6 protein-coding genes are annotated in these 18,481 nt (G+C 73.8%); all 6 read left to right on the top strand.

From position 1 onward, the window contains the following. Positions 1-205 precede the first annotated feature (205 nt). Positions 206-730, top strand: a complete 525-nt coding sequence (locus EAO70_RS04985) for a cobalamin B12-binding domain-containing protein (protein WP_261992670.1) — start codon at positions 206-208, stop codon at positions 728-730. Continuing rightward, complete coding sequence (locus EAO70_RS04980) at positions 727-2,031, top strand: methylaspartate mutase (protein WP_148001795.1); 1,305 nt, start codon at positions 727-729, stop codon at positions 2,029-2,031. The genes EAO70_RS04985 and EAO70_RS04980 overlap by 4 nt, the downstream gene beginning before the upstream one ends. Further along, positions 2,028-3,050 carry an asparagine synthetase A gene (locus tag EAO70_RS04975; RefSeq protein WP_148001794.1) on the top strand — a complete coding sequence of 341 codons (1,023 nt, stop codon included), beginning with the start codon at positions 2,028-2,030 and terminating at the stop codon, positions 3,048-3,050. The genes EAO70_RS04980 and EAO70_RS04975 overlap by 4 nt, the downstream gene beginning before the upstream one ends. Next, on the top strand, positions 3,047-4,342 hold the full coding sequence (locus EAO70_RS04970; RefSeq protein ID WP_148001793.1) for a glutamate synthase-related protein: 1,296 nt from the start codon (positions 3,047-3,049) through the stop codon (positions 4,340-4,342). The genes EAO70_RS04975 and EAO70_RS04970 overlap by 4 nt, the downstream gene beginning before the upstream one ends. Positions 4,343-4,485: 143 nt before the next feature. Then, on the top strand, positions 4,486-12,723 hold the full coding sequence (locus EAO70_RS04965) for a non-ribosomal peptide synthetase (RefSeq protein WP_148001792.1): 8,238 nt from the start codon (positions 4,486-4,488) through the stop codon (positions 12,721-12,723). Continuing rightward, the coding region (locus EAO70_RS04960; protein WP_148001791.1) for a non-ribosomal peptide synthetase at positions 12,720-18,481 on the top strand (5,762 nt) is incomplete at its 3' end. The genes EAO70_RS04965 and EAO70_RS04960, both read left to right, overlap by 4 nt.

The following is an 18,481-nucleotide window of genomic DNA, read 5'->3' as shown; positions in this document are numbered from 1 at the left end:
GCCGTCACCCGCGCCAACGAGGTGTCGCGCGTCCTCGTATAGGGCGCGGGACCCCGGGCCGGCCGAAGGTCGCGGGCGCGGGCGGGCTGCCGCCCGGGGCGCCGGTCGGCGGGGTTCCGCGTTCCTACGATCGATGCCGAAGGGACGTTCCGAGCGATCCAGGACCTCCTTCTCCCACTTGTCACCCCACGATGTGGACGAAGTGATGATGCAGACTGCGGAATGGGCGTCCCGGGAGCGATCCGGGCCGCTGGACGTCGTTGTCACCGGACTGCCGTCCGATGCGCACACCTGGAATCTCGTATTCATCCAGCTGCTGATCGAGGACCTCGGGCACCACGTCGTCAACCTGGGCCCGTGCGTCCCCCAGGACGAGATCGTCGAGTCCTGCGGCAAGTACCAGCCCGACCTGCTGGTCGTCAGCACGGTCAACGGGCACGGCTTCCAGGACGCCGAACAGCTCATCCGGGCGATCCGCTCGCGCTGGGAACTCGCCGGCCTGCCGGCCGTCATCGGCGGCAAGCTGGGCGTCCTCGGCGCCGAGCAGCGCGCCGGGCACGGCCGCCGGCTGCGCGAGGCCGGCTTCGACGCGGTCTTCCAGGACGGCCCGGAGCAGGGCCAGGACGCGGGCCTCGGCGCCTTCGAGGCGTTCGTCGCCCGGCTCGACGCGGAACGCGGCCCGGCCGCCGACCTCCCGGCCGACGGGACTCTCGAAGGGGTGGCAGGGTGACCTCCTTCGGCCGGTTCGTGGCCGCCGCCCACGCGAGGGGCGCCCTCGTGGTCCAGCCCCGCATGGGCTTCTCCGCGCCCGCCCGGATGAGGAGCGGGCTCGCGGCCACCAAGGCCGCCACGGACGCCGTCGCCGGCACCCTCACCATCGACAGCTACACCCGGGTCTGCGACGAGCCCTCGGCCGTCCGGGCGCTGGGCGAGGGCATCCCCCTCAACGGCTACCCGATCACCTCGTACAGTCCGGGCACCTCGCGGTGGGTCCTGGACGGACTCGCGGACGACACCTTCCCCGTGCAGGTCCGGCACGGCTCGGCGAGCCCGCAGCGGATCGTCGCCGCGCTCGCCCGCCTCGGCCTCACCGCGACCGAGGGCGGCCCCGTCTCCTACTGCCTGCCGTACGGACGCACACCGCTCGTCGACTCGGTCCGCAACTGGCGGGAGACCTGCGAGCGGCTGGCCGCCCTGCGCGCCGACGGGGCCGAACCCCACCTGGAGAGCTTCGGCGGCTGCATGCTCGGCCAGCTCTGCCCGCCGGGACTGCTCGTGGCCCTCAGCGCCCTGGAGGGCGTCTTCTTCCACCGCGCCGGACTGCGCTCCGTCTCGCTCAGCTACGCCCAGCAGACCAGCCCCGAGCAGGACCGGCAGGCGATCCGCGCCCTGCGCCGGCTCGCGGCCGAACTCCTCCCGGACACCGACTGGCACGTCGTCGTCTACACCTACATGGGCGTGTACCCGCGGACCACCCCCGGCGCCCACGCCCTCCTCGCCGACTCCGCCGACCTGGCGGTCCGCGCGGGGGCGCAGCGGCTCATCGTGAAGACGGCCGCCGAGGCCCACCGCATCCCGACGGTCGCCGAGAACGTCCGGGCCCTGCGCATCGCGGCGGAGTCGGCCCGCCGGGCCGCCGCGACCACGGGCGCCGAGGACGACGACGGGTCCGCCAACCCCGTGTACGCGGAGGCCCGCGCCCTCGTCGACGCCGTGCTCGACCTGCACACCGACCCCGGCAGCGCGCTCCTGAAGGCCTTCGAGCGCGGCTACCTGGACGTCCCCTACTGCCTGCACCCCGACAACGCCGGCCGCTCGCGCAGCCACATCGACGCGGACGGCCGTCTGACCTGGTCGAACATCGGGGCCATGCCCATCGGGCGGGTCGCCGGACGCAGCGGCGCCCGGCTGACCGCGACCGGACTCCACGACGCGCTGACCTTCGTCCAGCGCCGCTACGACCACCCCGACACCCGCACCGAGGACGCCGGCACCAGTTCCGCCGACGTCCCTCTCCTCCAGGAGGTATGACCGTGACCGCCATCATCGCCGAGGCCGTGGACGAGGCGCTCCTGCCGTTCCCGGCGTCGCCCGACGCGCACCTGACCGACCCGCTGACCCGGGCCACCCTGCGCGTGCAGAGCCAGATGCTCGCCGCCACCCGCGCCTTCCTGACCGGCCGCGGCTTCCAGGAGCTGCTGCCGCCCATCATCGGCCCGGTCACCGACCCCGGCATCCGGGGCTCCAAGCAGGTGGACGTCGACTTCTACGGCCACAAGTACAAGATGATGACGAGCGCGATCCTCTACAAGCAGGCCTCGCTCCTCGCCTTCGACAAGATCTTCTACATCGCCCCCAACGTCCGCCTCGAACCCCTCGAGACGGCCGTCACGCACCGCCACCTCGCCGAGTTCCACCAGATCGACGTCGAGATCCGGGACGCCCGCCGCGAGGACGCCATGGACCTCGCCGAGCAGCTCGTCGGCCATGTCATCGCCGAGGTCCTCACCCGTATGCCCGCCGAACTCGACCTGCTCGGCCGGGACACCGACGCCCTCCGCGAGGTCTTCGCGGGCGCCTTCGGGCGCGTCGGCCACCAGGCGGCCACCGCCGAGCTGATCGGCCTCGGCCACCCCCAGGACCCCGCCGCCGAGATCGACTGGCAGGCCGAGGAGATCGTCTCCGCCCGCGCCGACCGCCCCTTCTTCATCACCGACTACCCCAAGGGCTCGCGCGGCTTCTACGACAAGGAGAACGCCGAACAGCCGGGCGTGCTGCGGAACTTCGACCTCATCGCCCCCGAGGGCTACGGCGAGCTCGCCAGCGGCAGCGAGCGGGAGCACGACTACGCCACCCTCGTCACCCGCATGCGGGAGACCGGCGAGAACCCCGCCAAGTACGGCTGGTACCTGGACCTCGCCCGCCGGGGCATCCCCGCCAGCTCCGGCTTCGGCATCGGCCTGGAGCGCTTCACCCGCTACGTCACCGGCCGACAGGCCGCCTGGCAGGCCAGCGCCTACCCGAAGCTCCCCGGGGTGGTGTCCGCGTGAGCACGGCACTCGTCGCGGACGGCTTCCCCGAGGCGCAGGTCCGGCAGCGCGCCCGGCACGGCGCCGGGGCGGTCTTCCCGGCCGAGGCGGGCTACGGCACCGGACTGCTCGGCGCCGCCCCCGGCCCGGCCGCCGACCGGACCCCGCACGACCCGGCCGACGTGCTGGAGCAGATCCGGATCGTGCCGCCCGTCTTCATGCCCGACCGGCTGAAGAAGCTCATCGACCTCGCCCGCGAACCCCTCTACAGCGACGTCGAACTCGGCACCGTCATCGGTGGGTTCACCAGCCGACTGCCCCTGTACGTGTCGGCCTTCGGATCCACCCAGGTCGCCAGCCACGACCTCGGGGAGGCCGCCGGACGGCAGGCCGGAGCACTCGGCATCCCGCTGGTCATCGGCGAGAACGTCGTCCCCGTCAACGGCTACCGCAGCGCGGCCGAGTCCGGCGCCTCCCCGCTCCTCGGCCGGATCGCCGCCTACGCCGCGGCGGCCGACGACGAGCACGGCGGCGTCGTCGTCCAGCAGTCCACCGAGGATGCCGACGCCGAGGTGTGGAACCTCGTCTACAGCGACCCGGTCACCGAGCCCCTGCTCGCCACCGGCCGCCTCGCCTTCGAGCTCAAGGTCGGCCAGGGCGCCAAGCCCGGCCTCGGCGGACTCACCCTCCTGGACCGGGAGACCGCGGGCCAGGTCGCCGAACAGTACGCTCTCGACGAGGTGTTCGGCGCCGGCAGCGACCGGGTGCTCCGGGTCGCCAGCCCCGGCACCTTCACCGAGGAGATCCTGCGCCAGCAGATCCGCCTCATGCGCAACAACTTCCCCCGCGCCCGGGTGTGGGTGAAGCTCCACCCCGGCCGCGACGTGGCCCACGCCGCCGCCACCGCCTGGGCGGCGGGCGCGGACTCCGTGACCGTCGACGGCGCCGAGGGCGGCACGGCCTGGGCCCCGACCGGCTTCCTCACCCACGTCGGCCTGCCGCTCGCCGACTGCCTGCGCCGCGTCGGCCGCACCGATCACTGCCTCCTCGCCAGCGGACGCATGTGGGAGGGCACCCGCGCCGTCAAGGCCCTCGCCCTCGGCGCCCGCGCCGTCGGCCTCGGCCGGGCCGCGCTGCTCGCCGTCGACGAGGACCGCGAGGCGGGACTGACCCGGCTCGTCGAGGCCCTCGCCCTCGAACTGCGCATGCTGACCAGCGCGGTCGGCAAGTACCACGTGAACGCCCTGGACCCGGAGGACCTGCTCCTGCCGGGCCGGTGGGAGCGGGGACCGGCGGCGCCCGGCGCCGCCTAGCGGCCCGCCAGGTCCGTCCGGGGCCCTCTCCGGCCCGGTCCGCCTCAGCACCACACACGCGATTCCCAGTCGTGGCCGTACGGGACGTCCGGCACGCCGCGAGACCCGTATCCGCCCGAACCTTCGAGAATGGTGTCGAGAAGATGTCTCACCAGCACCCCGTCCAGGCTCCCGCCGTCGACATCGACGCGTACAACAGCACCGCCGTGCGGCTCCCCGAGGGCGCGCTGCACGAGCTGTTCGCCGCCCAGGCCGCACGGACGCCGGACGCCGTGGCCCTGGTGTGCGGGGAACGCGAACTCACCTACCGCGAGCTGGACTCGGCCGCCACCGCGCTGGGACACCGGCTGCGGGAGCGCGGGGTCCGCCCCGGCGACGGCGTCGGTCTCTTCCAGGACCGTTCCCTCGCCTACGTCGTCGCGATGCTCGCCGTCCTCAAGGCGGGTGGCGCGTACGTGCCGCTCGACCCGCGTCAGCCGGAGGACCGGCTCGCGTTCATCCTCGCCGACACCGGGGCCGTCCTCCTCCTCACCGACCGCGACCCGCAGGACGTGGCCTTCGCCGGCGACCTGCCGGTGGTGCGGCTCTCGGAGGACGTGACGGATCCGGAGTGGGACGAGTCGGAGGCCCTCCACGTGCCCGTCCACCCGGACCAGCTGGCGTACGTGATGTACACGTCGGGTTCGAGCGGGGTGCCGAAGGGGGTTGCGAACACCCATCGGAACGTCGTGGAGCTGGCGTTGGACCCGTGGTGGGGCTCGGGCTCGGGTTCGGGTGCGGGGGAGCGGCACCGTCGGGTGCTCGCGTACTCGCCGCTGGCCTTCGACTCGTCCACGTACGAGCTGTGGGTGCCGCTGCTGAGCGGCGGTACGGCGGTGGTGCTGGCGGCGCCGAAGGTGGACATCGCCGAGCTGGCGCGGGAGATCACCCGGCAGGGCATCACCGCGGTGTACTTCACGACGGCCCTCTTCGACGCGATGGCGTCGGAGGCGGTCGAGTCGCTCACCGGTCTGCGGGAGATCTGGACCGGAGGCGACGTCCTGTCCGCCCCGGCCCTGCGCCGGGTGCTCGACTCCTGCCCGGACACGTCCGTGGTGCACGCGTACGGTCCGACGGAGTCCACGGTGTTCTGCAGCTACCAGGCCTTCGGGTTGGGTGAGCGGGTGGTGGAGCGCCTTCACCTGGGTGTCCCGATGGCCAACACCCGGATGTACGTCCTCGGCGAGGACCTGCGACCGGTCGCGGCGGGTGTCGTCGGCGAGCTGTACGTCGCCGGCAGTCATCTGGCCGAGGGCTATGTGGGCCGTGCGGCGCTCAGTGCCGAGCGGTTCGTGGCGGATCCGTTCGGTCCGGCGGGGGAGCGGATGTACCGGACGGGCGACCTGGCCCGGTGGAACGAGTACGGCGAGATCGTCTTCGAGGGGCGTGCGGACCAGCAGGTGAAGCTCCGCGGTTTCCGCATCGAACTGGGTGAGATCGAGACGGCTCTCCTCGCCCATGAGTCGGTGGCGCAGGCCGCGGTGGTCGTCCGCGAGGACCGGCCCGGCGACAAGCGCCTCGTCGCCTACGTCGTCCCCGCCCTCGACACCCGCGTCGACACCGAGGCCCTCCACCGCCACAGCACCGACCGCCTCGCCGCGTACATGGTCCCCTCCGCCTTCGTCTCGCTCGCCGCCCTTCCCCTGACCGCCAACGGCAAGCTCGACCGCCGCGCCCTGCCGCAGCCCGTGGCGCGCGGCGAGGGCGACGGCCGGGCCCCGCGCAACCCCGTCGAGGAGGTCCTCTGCGGGCTCTTCGCCGACGCCCTCGGCGAGCCCGCCGTCTCCCTCGACGACGACTTCTTCCGCCTCGGCGGACACTCCCTGCTCGCCACCCGCCTCGTCGGCCGCGTCCGCACCGCCCTCGCCACCGAACTCTCCCTGCGCGACTTCTTCCTCCACCCGACCGTCGCCGGCCTCGCCCGGCTGATCACCGCCGGCGCCGGAGGGGCCCCGCGCCCCGCGCTCACCGCCGCCGACCGGTCCGACGACCACCTCCCGCTCTCCGCCGCCCAGCGCCGCCTCTGGTTCCTCGACCAGATGGAGGGCCCCTCGGCCACCTACACCATCCCGTTCGCCGTCCACCTCACCGGCGCCGTCGACCCGGACGTACTGCGGGAGGCGCTCGCCGACGTGATCGCCCGCCACGAGGTGCTCAGGACCAGCTACCCGGTGGTCGGCGACGAGCCCCGCCAGCACATCGCCGAGCCCGGGCAGTTCACCGTGCCGCTCACGGTCGCCGCCGTCACCGAGGACGAGCTGCCCGCCCGGCTCGCGGAGGAGGCGGGGCACCTCTTCGACCTCGCCGCCGACCTGCCCCTGCACGCCGTCCTCCTCGAACTCGCGCCGACCCGGAGCGTCCTCGTCCTCGTCCTCCACCACATCGCCTCCGACGGCTGGTCGAACACGCCCCTCATGCGGGACCTCGGCGCCGCCTACACGGCCCGCGTCCAGGGCGCGGCGCCCGCCTGGGAGCCGCTGCCGGCCCAGTACGCGGACTACTCCCTCTGGCAGCGGGAGCTGCTCGCCGACCAGGAGGAGAGCCAGCTCGCCCACTGGCGGCAGGCGCTCGACCGGCTGCCCGCCGAGGTGACGCTGCCCACCGGCCGGCCCCGCCCGGTCGTGGCCTCCTACCGGGGCGCCACCCACACCGTGCACTGCCCGGCGGAGACCCACCAGGCCCTCAGCACCCTGGCCGGGGAGCACGGGGTGACCATGTTCATGGTGGCGCAGGCCGCCACCGTGGCCCTGCTGTCCCGCGCCGGGGCGGGCACCGACATCCCCCTCGGCTCGCTCGTCGCGGGGCGCACCGACGAGGCCCTGGAGGACCTGGTCGGGTTCTTCGTCAACACCCTCGTCCTGCGGACCGACGCCTCGGGCGACCCGACCTTCCGTGAACTCCTCGACCGGGTCAGGGAGACCGACCTCGGCGCCTGGGCACACCAGGACCTGCCCTTCGACCGGCTCGTGGAGGCCCTCAACCCCGAGCGGTCCGCCGGCCGCCACCCCCTCTTCCAGGTCATGCTCACCCTGGCCGAGGCCGCCGAGGCCACGCCCCGGCTGCCGGGCGTCCGCGCCGAGACCCGTCAACTGAGTGCGGGCATCGCCAAGTTCGACCTCACCGTCAACTTCTACGAGCACCGCGACCGCCTCGGCCACCCCCACGGTCTCGACATCGTCCTGGAGTACGCCACCGACCTGTACGACCCCGAGGCCGTCGAGGCGGCGGGCGAGCGGCTGCTCCGCGTCCTGGACGCCGTCGTCGCCGACCCGGACGTCAGGGTCGCGGACATCGAGCTGCTCTCCGAGACCCAGCGCCGCCACCTGCTCGCCGACTACAACGACACCGCCGTACGGCTCCCCGAGGGCGCACTGCACGAGCTGTTCGCCGCCCAGGCCGCGAGGACGCCGGACGCCGTGGCGCTGGTGTGCGGGGAGCGGGAGACGACGTACCGTGACCTCGACCGCGCGTCGGACGCGTTCGCCGCCCGACTCGCCTCGCACGGAGTCCGGCCCGGTGGCGCGGTGGGTCTCCTCCTCGACCGCTCGGCGGAGTTCGTGGTCGCGGCCCTCGCCGTCCTCAAGGCGGGCGGCGCCTATGTGCCGCTGGACCCCCGCCAGCCGGAGGACCGGCTCGCGTTCATCCTCGCCGACACGGGAGCGCCGCTCCTCGTCACCGACCGCCCCGCCCAGGACGTCGGGTTCGCCCGGGGCCTGGACACGCTGCCGGCTCCCGACCTGAAGGCCCTCCTCGCTCAGACGGACGTCCCCGCTCCCGAACCGGCCGTCCACCCGGACCAGTTGGCGTACGTGATGTACACGTCGGGTTCGAGCGGGGTGCCGAAGGGGGTGGCGAACACCCATCGGAACGTCGTGGAGCTGGCGCTGGACCCGTGGTGGGGTTCGGGCTCGGGTGCGGATTCCAGTTCCGGGGAGCGGCATCGTCGGGTGCTCGCCTACTCGCCGCTCGCCTTCGACTCGTCCACGTACGAACTCTGGGTGCCGCTGCTGAGCGGCGGGACCGCGGTGGTGCTGAGCGCGCCGAAGGTCGACATCGGCGAGCTGGCCCGGGCCATCGTGGAGCAGCGCATCTCGGCGGTCTACTTCACCACGGCCCTCTTCGACGCGATGGCGTCGGAGGCGGTCGAGTCGCTCACCGGTCTGCGGGAGATCTGGACCGGAGGCGACGTCCTGTCCGCCCCGGCCCTGCGCCGGGTGCTCGACTCCTGCCCGGACACGTCCGTGGTGCACGCCTACGGGCCCACCGAATCCACGGTGTTCTGCAGCTACCAGGCCTTCGGGCCCGCCGAGCGGGTCGTGGAGCGCCTTCACCTGGGTGTGCCGATGGCCAACACCCGGATGTACGTCCTGGACGCGGGGCTGCGACCGGTCGTTCCCGGGGTGGTCGGCGAGCTGTACGTCGCCGGCAGCCACCTGGCCGAGGGCTATGTGGGCCGTGCGGCGCTCAGTGCCGAGCGGTTCGTGGCGGATCCGTTCGGTCCGGCGGGGGAGCGGATGTACCGGACGGGCGACCTGGCCCGGTGGAACGAGTACGGTGAGATCGTCTTCGAGGGGCGTGCGGACCAGCAGGTGAAGCTCCGCGGTTTCCGCATCGAACTGGGTGAGATCGAGACGGCTCTCCTCGCCCACGACTCGGTGGCGCAGGCCGCGGTGGTCGTCCGCGAGGACCGGCCCGGCGACAAGCGCCTCGTCGCCTACGTCGTCCCCGCACCGGGGACCCGCGCCGACACCGAGAGCCTGCGGAGGCACACCGCCGGGCGACTCGCCGAGTACATGGTCCCCTCCGCGTTCGTCGAGCTCGACGTCCTCCCGCTGACCGCCAACGGCAAGCTCGACCGCCGCGCCCTGCCCGCGCCGAGGCTCGGCACCGGGCCCGGCGGCCGGCAGGGCCGCACCCCCGTCGAGGAGGTCCTCTGCGGACTCTTCGCCGACGCCCTCGGCCTGCCCGCCGTCTCCATCGACGACGACTTCTTCCGCCTCGGCGGACACTCCCTGCTCGGCACCCGGCTGGTCAGCCGCATCCGGCACACCCTGGGCGCACAGGTCTCCGTGCGGGACCTCTTCCGCTGCCCCTCCGTCGCCGGATTCGCCGCCTTCCTCGCCGACCCCGGCGCCGAGGGCCAGGGCCGGCGCCCGGCCCTCGTGGCGGGCGAGCGGCCCGCGCGGGTGCCGCTCTCGGCCGCCCAGCGCCGGCTCTGGTTCCTCGCCCAGCTGGAAGGCGCCTCGGCCACCTACAACATCCCCCTCGCCGTCCGCCTCACCGGCCTCCTCGACGTCGACGCGCTGCGGCTCGCCCTGGCCGACGTCGTCGGCCGCCACGAGGCACTCCGCACGCTCTTCCCCGCCGAGCAGGGCACCCCCCACCAGGTCGTCGTGCCGGCCGCCGAGGCCCGCCCCGAGCTGCCGGTCATCCCGGCGACCCGCGACGCACTGGCCGCCGTCCTGCGCGACCTGTCCGCCACGACCTTCGACCTGGCCCGCGAACTCCCCGTCCGGGCCGACCTGGTGCGGCTCGCGGACGACGAGCACGTGCTGCTCCTCGTCACCCACCACATCGCCTCCGACGGCTGGTCGAACACGCCCCTCATGCGGGACCTCGGCACCGCCTACACGGCCCGCGTCCAGGGCGCGGCCCCCGCCTGGGAGCCGCTGCCCGTCCAGTACGCCGACTACGCGCTCTGGCAGCAGGCCCTGCTCGCCGCCGACGAGGAGCGGCAGCTCGACCACTGGCGGACGGCCCTCGACCGGCTCCCCGAGGAGGTCACGCTTCCCGCCGACCGGCCGCGCCCCGCGACCGCCTCGTACCGGGGCGCCTCCCTCACCGTCCAGTGCCCCGCCGACCTGCACGGCGCGCTCACCCGGCTGGCCCGCGAGAACGGCACGACGCTCTTCATGGTGGCGCAGGCGGCCACCGCCGTCCTCCTCTCCCGCTCCGGCGCCGGCGCGGACATCCCGCTCGGCTCCCCGGTCGCCGGACGGACCGACGAGGCCCTCGACGACCTGGTCGGCTTCTTCGTGAACACCCTGGTGCTGCGCACCGACGTGAGCGGCGACCCGACGTTCCGGGAGCTCCTGGAGCGGGTGCGGGCCACCGACCTGGCGGCCTGGGCCCACCAGGACGTGCCCTTCGACCGGCTGGTGGAGACCCTCAACCCCGAGCGGTCCGCCGCCCGCCACCCCCTCTTCCAGGTCATGCTGTCGGTCACCGACGCGGCCGGCCCCGTACCGCATCTCCCCGGTCTGCGCGCCGAGTCGGAGTTCACGGCGCTCGACATCGCCAAGTTCGACCTCACGTTCACCTTCCACGAGCACCGGACGGCCGACGGCGCCCCGGCCGGCCTCGGCATCACCGTCGAGTACGCCACCGACCTCTACGAGGCGGCCGGCGTCTCGGCCGTCACCGCCCGCCTGGTCAGGCTCCTCGAAGCGGCGGCCGACTCCCCCGACGTCCCGATCGGGGACCTCGACGTCCTGGCGGCCGACGAGCGCACCCGGCTCCTCGACACCTGGCACGGCGCCCGCCGGCCCCGCTCCGCCGCCGCGCTGCCCGAGCTGTTCGCCGCGCAGGTCGCCCGTACCCCGGACGCCGTCGCCGTCACGCTCGCGGGCGAGCGGCTGACGTACGCGGAACTGGACCGGCGCGCCAACCGGCTGGCCCACCGCCTGATCGGCGAGGGCGTGCGCCCCGGATCGCGTGTGATCCTCTTCCTGGAACGCTCCCTGGAAGCCGTCGTGTCGATCCTCGCCGTGGTGAAGGCGGGCGCGGTGTACGTCCCGCTCGACACCCGCTACCCGGCGGACCGCATCGAGCTGATCGTACGGATGTCCGGCCCGAGCCTGCTCCTCACCGACCGGGCCCGAGTGGACCTCGAACTCCCGGCGGGCGCACGGGTCCTGACGGTCACGGGGGCGGACGTCCGGGAGCTGCCGGACACGGCCCCCGAGGTCGAGGTCCACCCCGAGCAGCTCGCCTACGCGATGTTCACCTCGGGCTCGACGGGCGTGCCGAAGGGCGTCGCCGTCACCCACCGCAACGTCGCCGAACTCGCCGCCGACGCCCGGTTCGCCGGCGGCGCCCACCGCCGCGTCCTGCTGCACTCCCCGCTCGCCTTCGACGCGACGACGTACGAGCTGTGGGCGCCCCTGCTGTCCGGCGGCACCCTCGTCGTGGCCCCGCCCGGCCTGCTCGACACGGCGGCGCTGGCGAAGGTGCTGACGGAGGAGTCGATCACGGGTCTGTGGCTGACGGTGGGCTTGTTCCGGCTGGTCGCCGAGGAGGACCCGGCGGCCTTCAAGGGTCTTGGGGAGGTGTGGACGGGTGGTGACGTGGTGCCGCCGGAGGCGGTGCGCCGGGTCATGGACGCCTGCCCGGAGCTGACCGTGGTGAACGGCTACGGTCCGACGGAGACGACCACGTTCGCCACCTCCCACCGGATCCACCGCCCGTTCGACTACGACGGCGCCCTGCCCATCGGCCGCCCCCTGGACAACACCCGCCTCTACGTCCTCGACGACCACCTCGGCCTGCTGCCCGCCGGCGTCCAGGGCGAGCTGTACATCGCGGGTACGGGACTCGCCCAGGGCTATCTCGACCGGTCCGCCCTCACCGCCGAACGGTTCGTCGCCGACCCCTACGGACCGCCGGGCTCCCGGATGTACCGGACGGGCGACCTGGTGCGCTGGTCGCGGGACGGCGAGATCGAGTACCTGGGACGCGCCGACCAGCAGGTCAAGCTGCGCGGCTTCCGCATCGAGCCCGGCGAGATCGAGTCGGCGCTCGTCGCCCATCCGTCGGTCGCGCAGGCCGCGGTGATCGTCCGCGAGGACCGGCCGGGCGACAAGCGACTCGTCGCCTACCTCGTCGGACCCGACGGCACCACCCCCGACCCCGAACAGCTCCGCGGCCACGCCGACGGACTCCTCCCCGACTACATGGTCCCGGCCGCCTTCGTGGTCCTGGACGCCCTGCCCCTCACCGGCAACGGCAAGCTCGACCGCCGCGCCCTGCCGCAGCCCGTGCTGACCGGCGAGAGCGGCGGCCGGCAGCCCCGCAACCCGCGCGAGGAAGTCCTGTGCGGCCTGTTCGCCGACGTCCTCGGCGTCCCCTCCGTCACCGTCGACGACGACTTCTTCCGCCTCGGCGGGCACTCCCTGCTCGCCACCCGGCTCGTCAGCCGGATCCGCACCGCCCTCGGGGCCGAACTCCCGGTCCCCGCCCTCTTCGAGAACCCGAACGTGGCCGCCCTGGCCGAGCGACTCGACCGCGCCGAGACCGCGCGACCCAAGCTGCGGCCGATGCGCCGGATGGGAGCCTCCCAGTGATCCCCCTGTCATACGCCCAGCAGCGCCTGTGGTTCCTCGCCCAGCTGGAGGGCCCGTCCGCGACCTACAACATCCCGCTGGCCCTCCGCCTCACCGGCACCCTCGACACCGAGGCGCTGACCCGGGCCCTCCGCGACGTCGTCGCCCGGCACGAGAGCCTGCGCACCGTCTACCCGGAGCGCGACGGCACGCCCCGCCAGGAGATTCGTGAGACCGACGACGCACGGATCGAGCTGCCCGTCCTCACGGCCACCGAGGAGACCCTCGCGGACGTCCTCGCCGCCGAGTCGGCGCACGTCTTCGACCTCGCCGTCGACCTGCCCGTCGAGGCACGGCTGATCCGCCTCGCGAAGCAGTCCGCGCACGCCGACGACGAGCACGTCCTGCTCGTCGTCATGCACCACATCGCCTCCGACGGCTGGTCCATCGCCCCGCTGCTCCGCGACCTCGCCCACGCCTACCGGGCCCGCGTCGACGGCCGCGCACCCGCACAGGACCCCCTGGAGATCCAGTACGCCGACTACACCCTCTGGCAGCACGAACTCCTGGGCGAGGCCGACGCCGAGGACAGCGTCATGGCCCGGCAGATCACCTACTGGCGCGAGCGGCTGGCCGGCCTCCCCGCCGAGGCCACCCTCCCGGCGGACCGGCCGCGCCCTGCCGTCGCCTCGTACCGCGGCGACACCCGCACCCTGCACTGCCCGCCCGCCACCCACGCCGCCCTCGTCGAACTGGCCCGGGGGAGCGGCGCCACCCTCTTCATGGCCGCGCAGGCGGCACTCGCCACCGTGCTCGCCGCCTCCGGCGCGGGAACCGACGTCCCCGTCGGCTCCCCGGTCGCCGGCCGCACCGACGAAGCGCTCGACGACCTGGTCGGCTTCTTCGTGAACACCCTCGTCCTGCGTACCGACGTGAGCGGCGACCCGACGTTCCGGCAGCTCCTGGAGCGGGTGCGGACCACCGACCTGGCGGCCTGGGCCCACCAGGACCTGCCCTTCGACCGGCTCGTCGAGGCCCTCAACCCCGAGCGCACCGGCGACCGCCACCCCCTCTTCCAGGTCATGCTGACCCTCGTCCAGGCCGGCACCGCCTCGGGCGCGGCCACCGCCGCCGACTCCGACTCCGGCTTCCCCGGCCTCCGGACGCGCGCCGAGTACTCGCCCACCGGCACCGCCAAGTTCGACCTCACCGTCGGCTTCGACGAGCACCTCACCGGGGACGGCCGCCCCGGCGGCCTCGACATCACCGCCGAGTACGCCACCGACCTGTACGACCCCGAGACCGTCGAGGCCCTCCTCGCCCGCCTCGGCCGGCTGCTCACCGAGGCCGTCGCCCACCCCGACACGCCGCTCTCCGGGCTCGACCTGCTCGACGGGGCCGAGCGCACCCTGCTCCTGGACACCTGGACGGGCCGCGCCACCCCCGTACCGGACGCCTCCCTCGCGGAGCTGTTCACGGCGCAGGCCGCCCGCACCCCGGACGCGGTGGCCCTCACCCAGGGCGGCGTCGACCGCACCTACGCCGAGGTCGACGCCCTCACCAACCGCTTCGCGCACCGCCTCCGCTCGCTCGGCGTCGGCCCCGAGACCGTCGTCGCCGTCCTCATGGAACGCTCGCCCGACCTCGTCCTGTCGCTGCTCGCCATCACCAAGGCCGGCGGCGTGTACGCCCCGCTCAACGCGGTCGACCCGGCCTCCCGGCTCTCCCTCATCCTCGCCGACACGGCCGCGCCGGTCCTCCTGGTCGACCCGGCGCTGTCCGACCACGACATCCTCACCGAGGCGGCCGGCGTCCGGATCGTCCTGGTCGACGGGCTCGACCGCGACCCGGAGCTCGACGCCCACCCGACGACGGCGCCCGAGGTCGCCACCCACCCCGACCAGTGGCTGTACGTGATGTTCACCTCGGGCTCGACGGGCGTGCCGAAGGGCGTCGCCATCACCCACCGCAACGTCGCCGAACTCGCCCTGGACCACCGCTGGACCAGGCCCGCCCACGGGCGCGTGCTCTTCCACTCCCCGCACACCTTCGACGCCACGACGTACGAGCTGTGGGCCCCCCTGCTGACCGGCGGCACCGTCGCGGTCGCCCCGACCGGCGTCCTCGACACGGCGGCGCTCGCGGGCGTCCTGACGGAGGAGTCGATCACCGGGCTGTGGCTGACGGTGGGCTTGTTCCGGCTGGTCGCCGAGGAGGACCCGGGGGCGTTCGGAGGTCTTGGGGAGGTGTGGACGGGCGGTGACGTGGTGCCGCCGGAGGCGGTGCGCCGGGTCATGGACGCCTGCCCGGAGCTGACCGTGGTGAACGGCTACGGTCCGACGGAGACGACCACGTTCGCCACCTCCCACCGGATCCACCGCCCGTTCGACTACGACGGCGCCCTGCCCATCGGCCGCCCTCTCGACAACACCCGGCTCTACGTCCTCGACGACCACCTCGGCCTGGTCGCCCCCGGCGTCCCCGGAGAGCTGTACATCGCGGGCGCCGGACTGGCCCGCGGCTATCTGGGCCGCCCGGCCCAGACCGCCGAACGCTTCGTCGCCGACCCGTACGGCCCCACCGCCGGCTCCCGGATGTACCGCACGGGCGACCTGGTGCGCTGGTCCCGGGACGGCGAGATCGAGTACCTGGGACGCGCCGACCAGCAGGTCAAGCTGCGCGGTTTCCGCATCGAGCCCGGCGAGATCGAGTCGGCGCTCGTCGCCCATCCGTCGGTCGCGCAGGCCGCGGTGATCGTCCGCGAGGACCGGCCGGGCGACAAGCGACTCGTCGCCTACCTCGTCGGACACGGCGGCAACTCCCCGGCGGACGGCGCCGGAACCGGAGAGGTCGACACGGCCGCCCTGCGCCGGCACGCCACCGACGCCCTCCCCGAGTACATGGTCCCGGCCGCCTTCGTGGTCCTGGACGCCCTGCCCCTCACCGGCAACGGCAAGCTCGACCGCCGCGCCCTGCCGCAGCCCGTCCTCACCGGCGAGAGCGACGGACGGGCCCCCCGCAACCCCGTCGAGGAGGTGCTCTGCGGCCTCTTCGCCGACGTCCTCGGCCGGGCCTCCGTCACCGTCGACGACCACTTCCTGCGGCTCGGCGGGCACTCCCTGCTCGCCACCCGGCTGGTCAGCCGGATCCGCACCGCCCTCGGCGCCCGGATCACCGTGCGGGACGTCTTCCAGCACCCGACCGTGGCCCAGCTCGCCGAACTGGTCGCCACGGGCAGCGGCGAACCGGTCCGCCCCGCCCTGACGGTCCAGGACCGCCCCGCACGGGTGCCGCTCTCCTCGGCCCAGCAGCGCCTCTGGTTCCTCGACCAGCTGGAAGGACCGTCCGCGACCTACAACATCCCGCTGGCCGTACGGCTCACCGGCGCGCTCGACGCGGACGCCCTGCGCCACGCGCTCACCGACGTCGTCGGACGTCACGAATCCCTGCGGACCGTCTTCCGCACCACCGACGGCGAGGCCCACCAGCACGTCCTCCCCGCCGACGGCATCGACGTCCCCCTGCCCACGACGGCCGCGACGGAGGAGCAGCTCCCCGGACTGCTCGCCGACGAGAGCGCCAAGGTCTTCGACCTGACCTGCGAACTCCCCATCCGCGCGGCCCTGTTCACACTTCGGGCGGACGAGCACGTCCTCACGGTGGTGACCCACCACATCGCCTCCGACGGCTGGTCGAACGCCCCGTTCTTCGCCGACCTCGGCCGCGCCTACACGGCCCGCGACGCGGGCGCCGCGCCCGACTGGGCGCCGCTCCCGGTCCAGTACGCCGACTACACCCTGTGGCAGCGCGAGCTCCTCGGCGCGGAGCAGCAGCCCCAACTCGCCCACTGGCAGCAGGCGCTGGCGGACCTCCCCGAAGAGGCCACGCTGCCGGCGGACCGGCCCCGGCCCGCCGTCGCCTCCTACCAGGGCGCCACCCTCACCGTGTCCTGCCCCGCCCCGGTCCACCGGGCGCTGACCGGGCTGGCACGGGAGACCGGCACCACCGTCTTCATGGTGGCCCAGGCCGCCGTGGCGACCGTGCTCTCCCGGTGTGGCGCCGGCACAGATGTCCCGATCGGTTCGCCGGTCGCGGGGCGGACGGATCAGGCTCTCGACGATCTCGTGGGCTTCTTCGTCAACACGTTGGTCCTGCGGACGGATGTGGGTGGTGATCCCACCTTCCGTGAGGTGTTGGGCCGGGTGCGGGAAACGGATCTTTCCGCGTGGGCTCATCAGGACCTTCCGTTCGACCGGTTGGTCGAGGTGCTCAATCCGGAGCGCTCGGCCTCTCGGCATCCGTTGTTCCAGGTGATGCTCACCGTGGGTGACACGGCGGTGGGCGCGCCTGGACTCGGCGATCTGCGGGCGGAGTTCGTGGCTCCGGAGCTGCGGATCGCGAAGTTCGACCTGACGTTCGCGTTCGGTGAGCGGCGTGCGGCCGACGGCAGCCCGGACGGGCTCGACATCACCGTCGAGTACGCCACCGACCTCTACGAGCACTCCACGGCCGAGAGCGTCGCGCACCGCCTCACCCGCCTCCTCACCGACGCGGTCACCGACCCCGACCGGCCGATCTCCCGACTGGCCCTGCTCGGCGACGACGAGGACCGGCTGCTGACCGCATGGGCGGGACCCGCCACCCCGGCACCCCGACTCGGACTGGACGGCCTGTTCGCGGGGCAGGCGGCGCGGTCGCCGGAGGCGACGGCGCTGGTCTTCGAGGACCAGGTGGTGTCGTACGGGGAGCTGGACGTGTGGTCGAACCGGCTGGCCCGTCATCTGACGGGCCGGGGGGTGCGGCCGGGTGACCTGGTGGGCGTCCACGTGGAGCGTTCGCCGCAGATGGTGGCCGCGCTGCTCGCCGTACTGAAGGCGGGCGCCGGATACACGATGCTGGACCCGCTGTTCCCCGTGGAGCGCCTCAACGGCGTCCTGGAGCAGGTGGCGCCGGCGGCCGTCCTCACCCAGACGCACCTCGCCTCGCTGTCCACGGAGGCGGTGGTCGTCGACCTGACGGCCGAGATCGCCGAGATCAGCGGCCTCTCGGGAGCCCCGGTGGAGACGGGCGGCTCACCCGAGTCGGTGGCCTGCGTGATGTTCACGTCGGGTTCGACGGGTCTGCCGAAGGGTGTGATGGCCTCGCACCGGGCGCTGGCCGCGACGTTCGTGGGTCCGGACTATCTGGCCTTCGGGCCGGAGCAGACGTTCCTCCAGTGCTCCCCGGTGTCCTGGGACGCCTTCGCGCTTGAGGTGTTCGGTCCGCTGCTGCACGGCGGCGTCTGCGTCCTCCAGCCCGGCCAGCACACCGACCCGTACCTCGTCGCGGAGCTGGTGGAGAAGCACCACGTCACCACCCTCCAGATGTCCGCGAGCCTCTTCAACCACATGCTCGACGAGTACCCCGCGGTCTTCGGGGAGATCCGCGAGGCCATGACCGCCGGAGAGGCCGCCTCGCCCGCCCACGTGGCCCGCGCCCTCGCCGGCCATCCGCAGCTGCATCTGCTGAACGGCTACGGTCCGGCGGAGAGCATGGGGTTCACGACGGTGTTCGTGATCGAGCCGGGCGCGGCCGCGGGCGCGGCCAGTATCCCGGTCGGCGGACCGCTCGCGGGCAAGCACGCGTACGTCCTCGACGCGAACCTGGAACTGGTCGCGCCCGGTGTGCCGGGGGAGTTGTACGTCGCCGGGCACGGTCTCGCGCACGGCTACATCGGGCAGTCGGCGCTCACCGCGGACCGGTTCGTGGCGAACCCCTACGGTCCGGCCGGGGCGCGGAT

This window comes from Streptomyces sp. adm13(2018) (assembly GCF_008042145.1).
GTDB lineage: Bacteria > Actinomycetota > Actinomycetes > Streptomycetales > Streptomycetaceae > Streptomyces.
This window is presented reverse-complemented; position numbering and strand designations above follow the sequence as displayed.

Excerpts from the sequence above, each read along its gene's own strand:
- EAO70_RS04985 (WP_261992670.1), top strand. The coding sequence starts at position 206 with ATGATGCAGACTGCGGAATGGGCGTCCCGGGAGCGATCCGGGCCGCTG.
- EAO70_RS04975 (WP_148001794.1), top strand. The coding sequence starts at position 2,028 with ATGACCGTGACCGCCATCATCGCCGAGGCCGTGGACGAGGCGCTCCTG.
- EAO70_RS04965 (WP_148001792.1), top strand. The coding sequence starts at position 4,486 with ATGTCTCACCAGCACCCCGTCCAGGCTCCCGCCGTCGACATCGACGCG.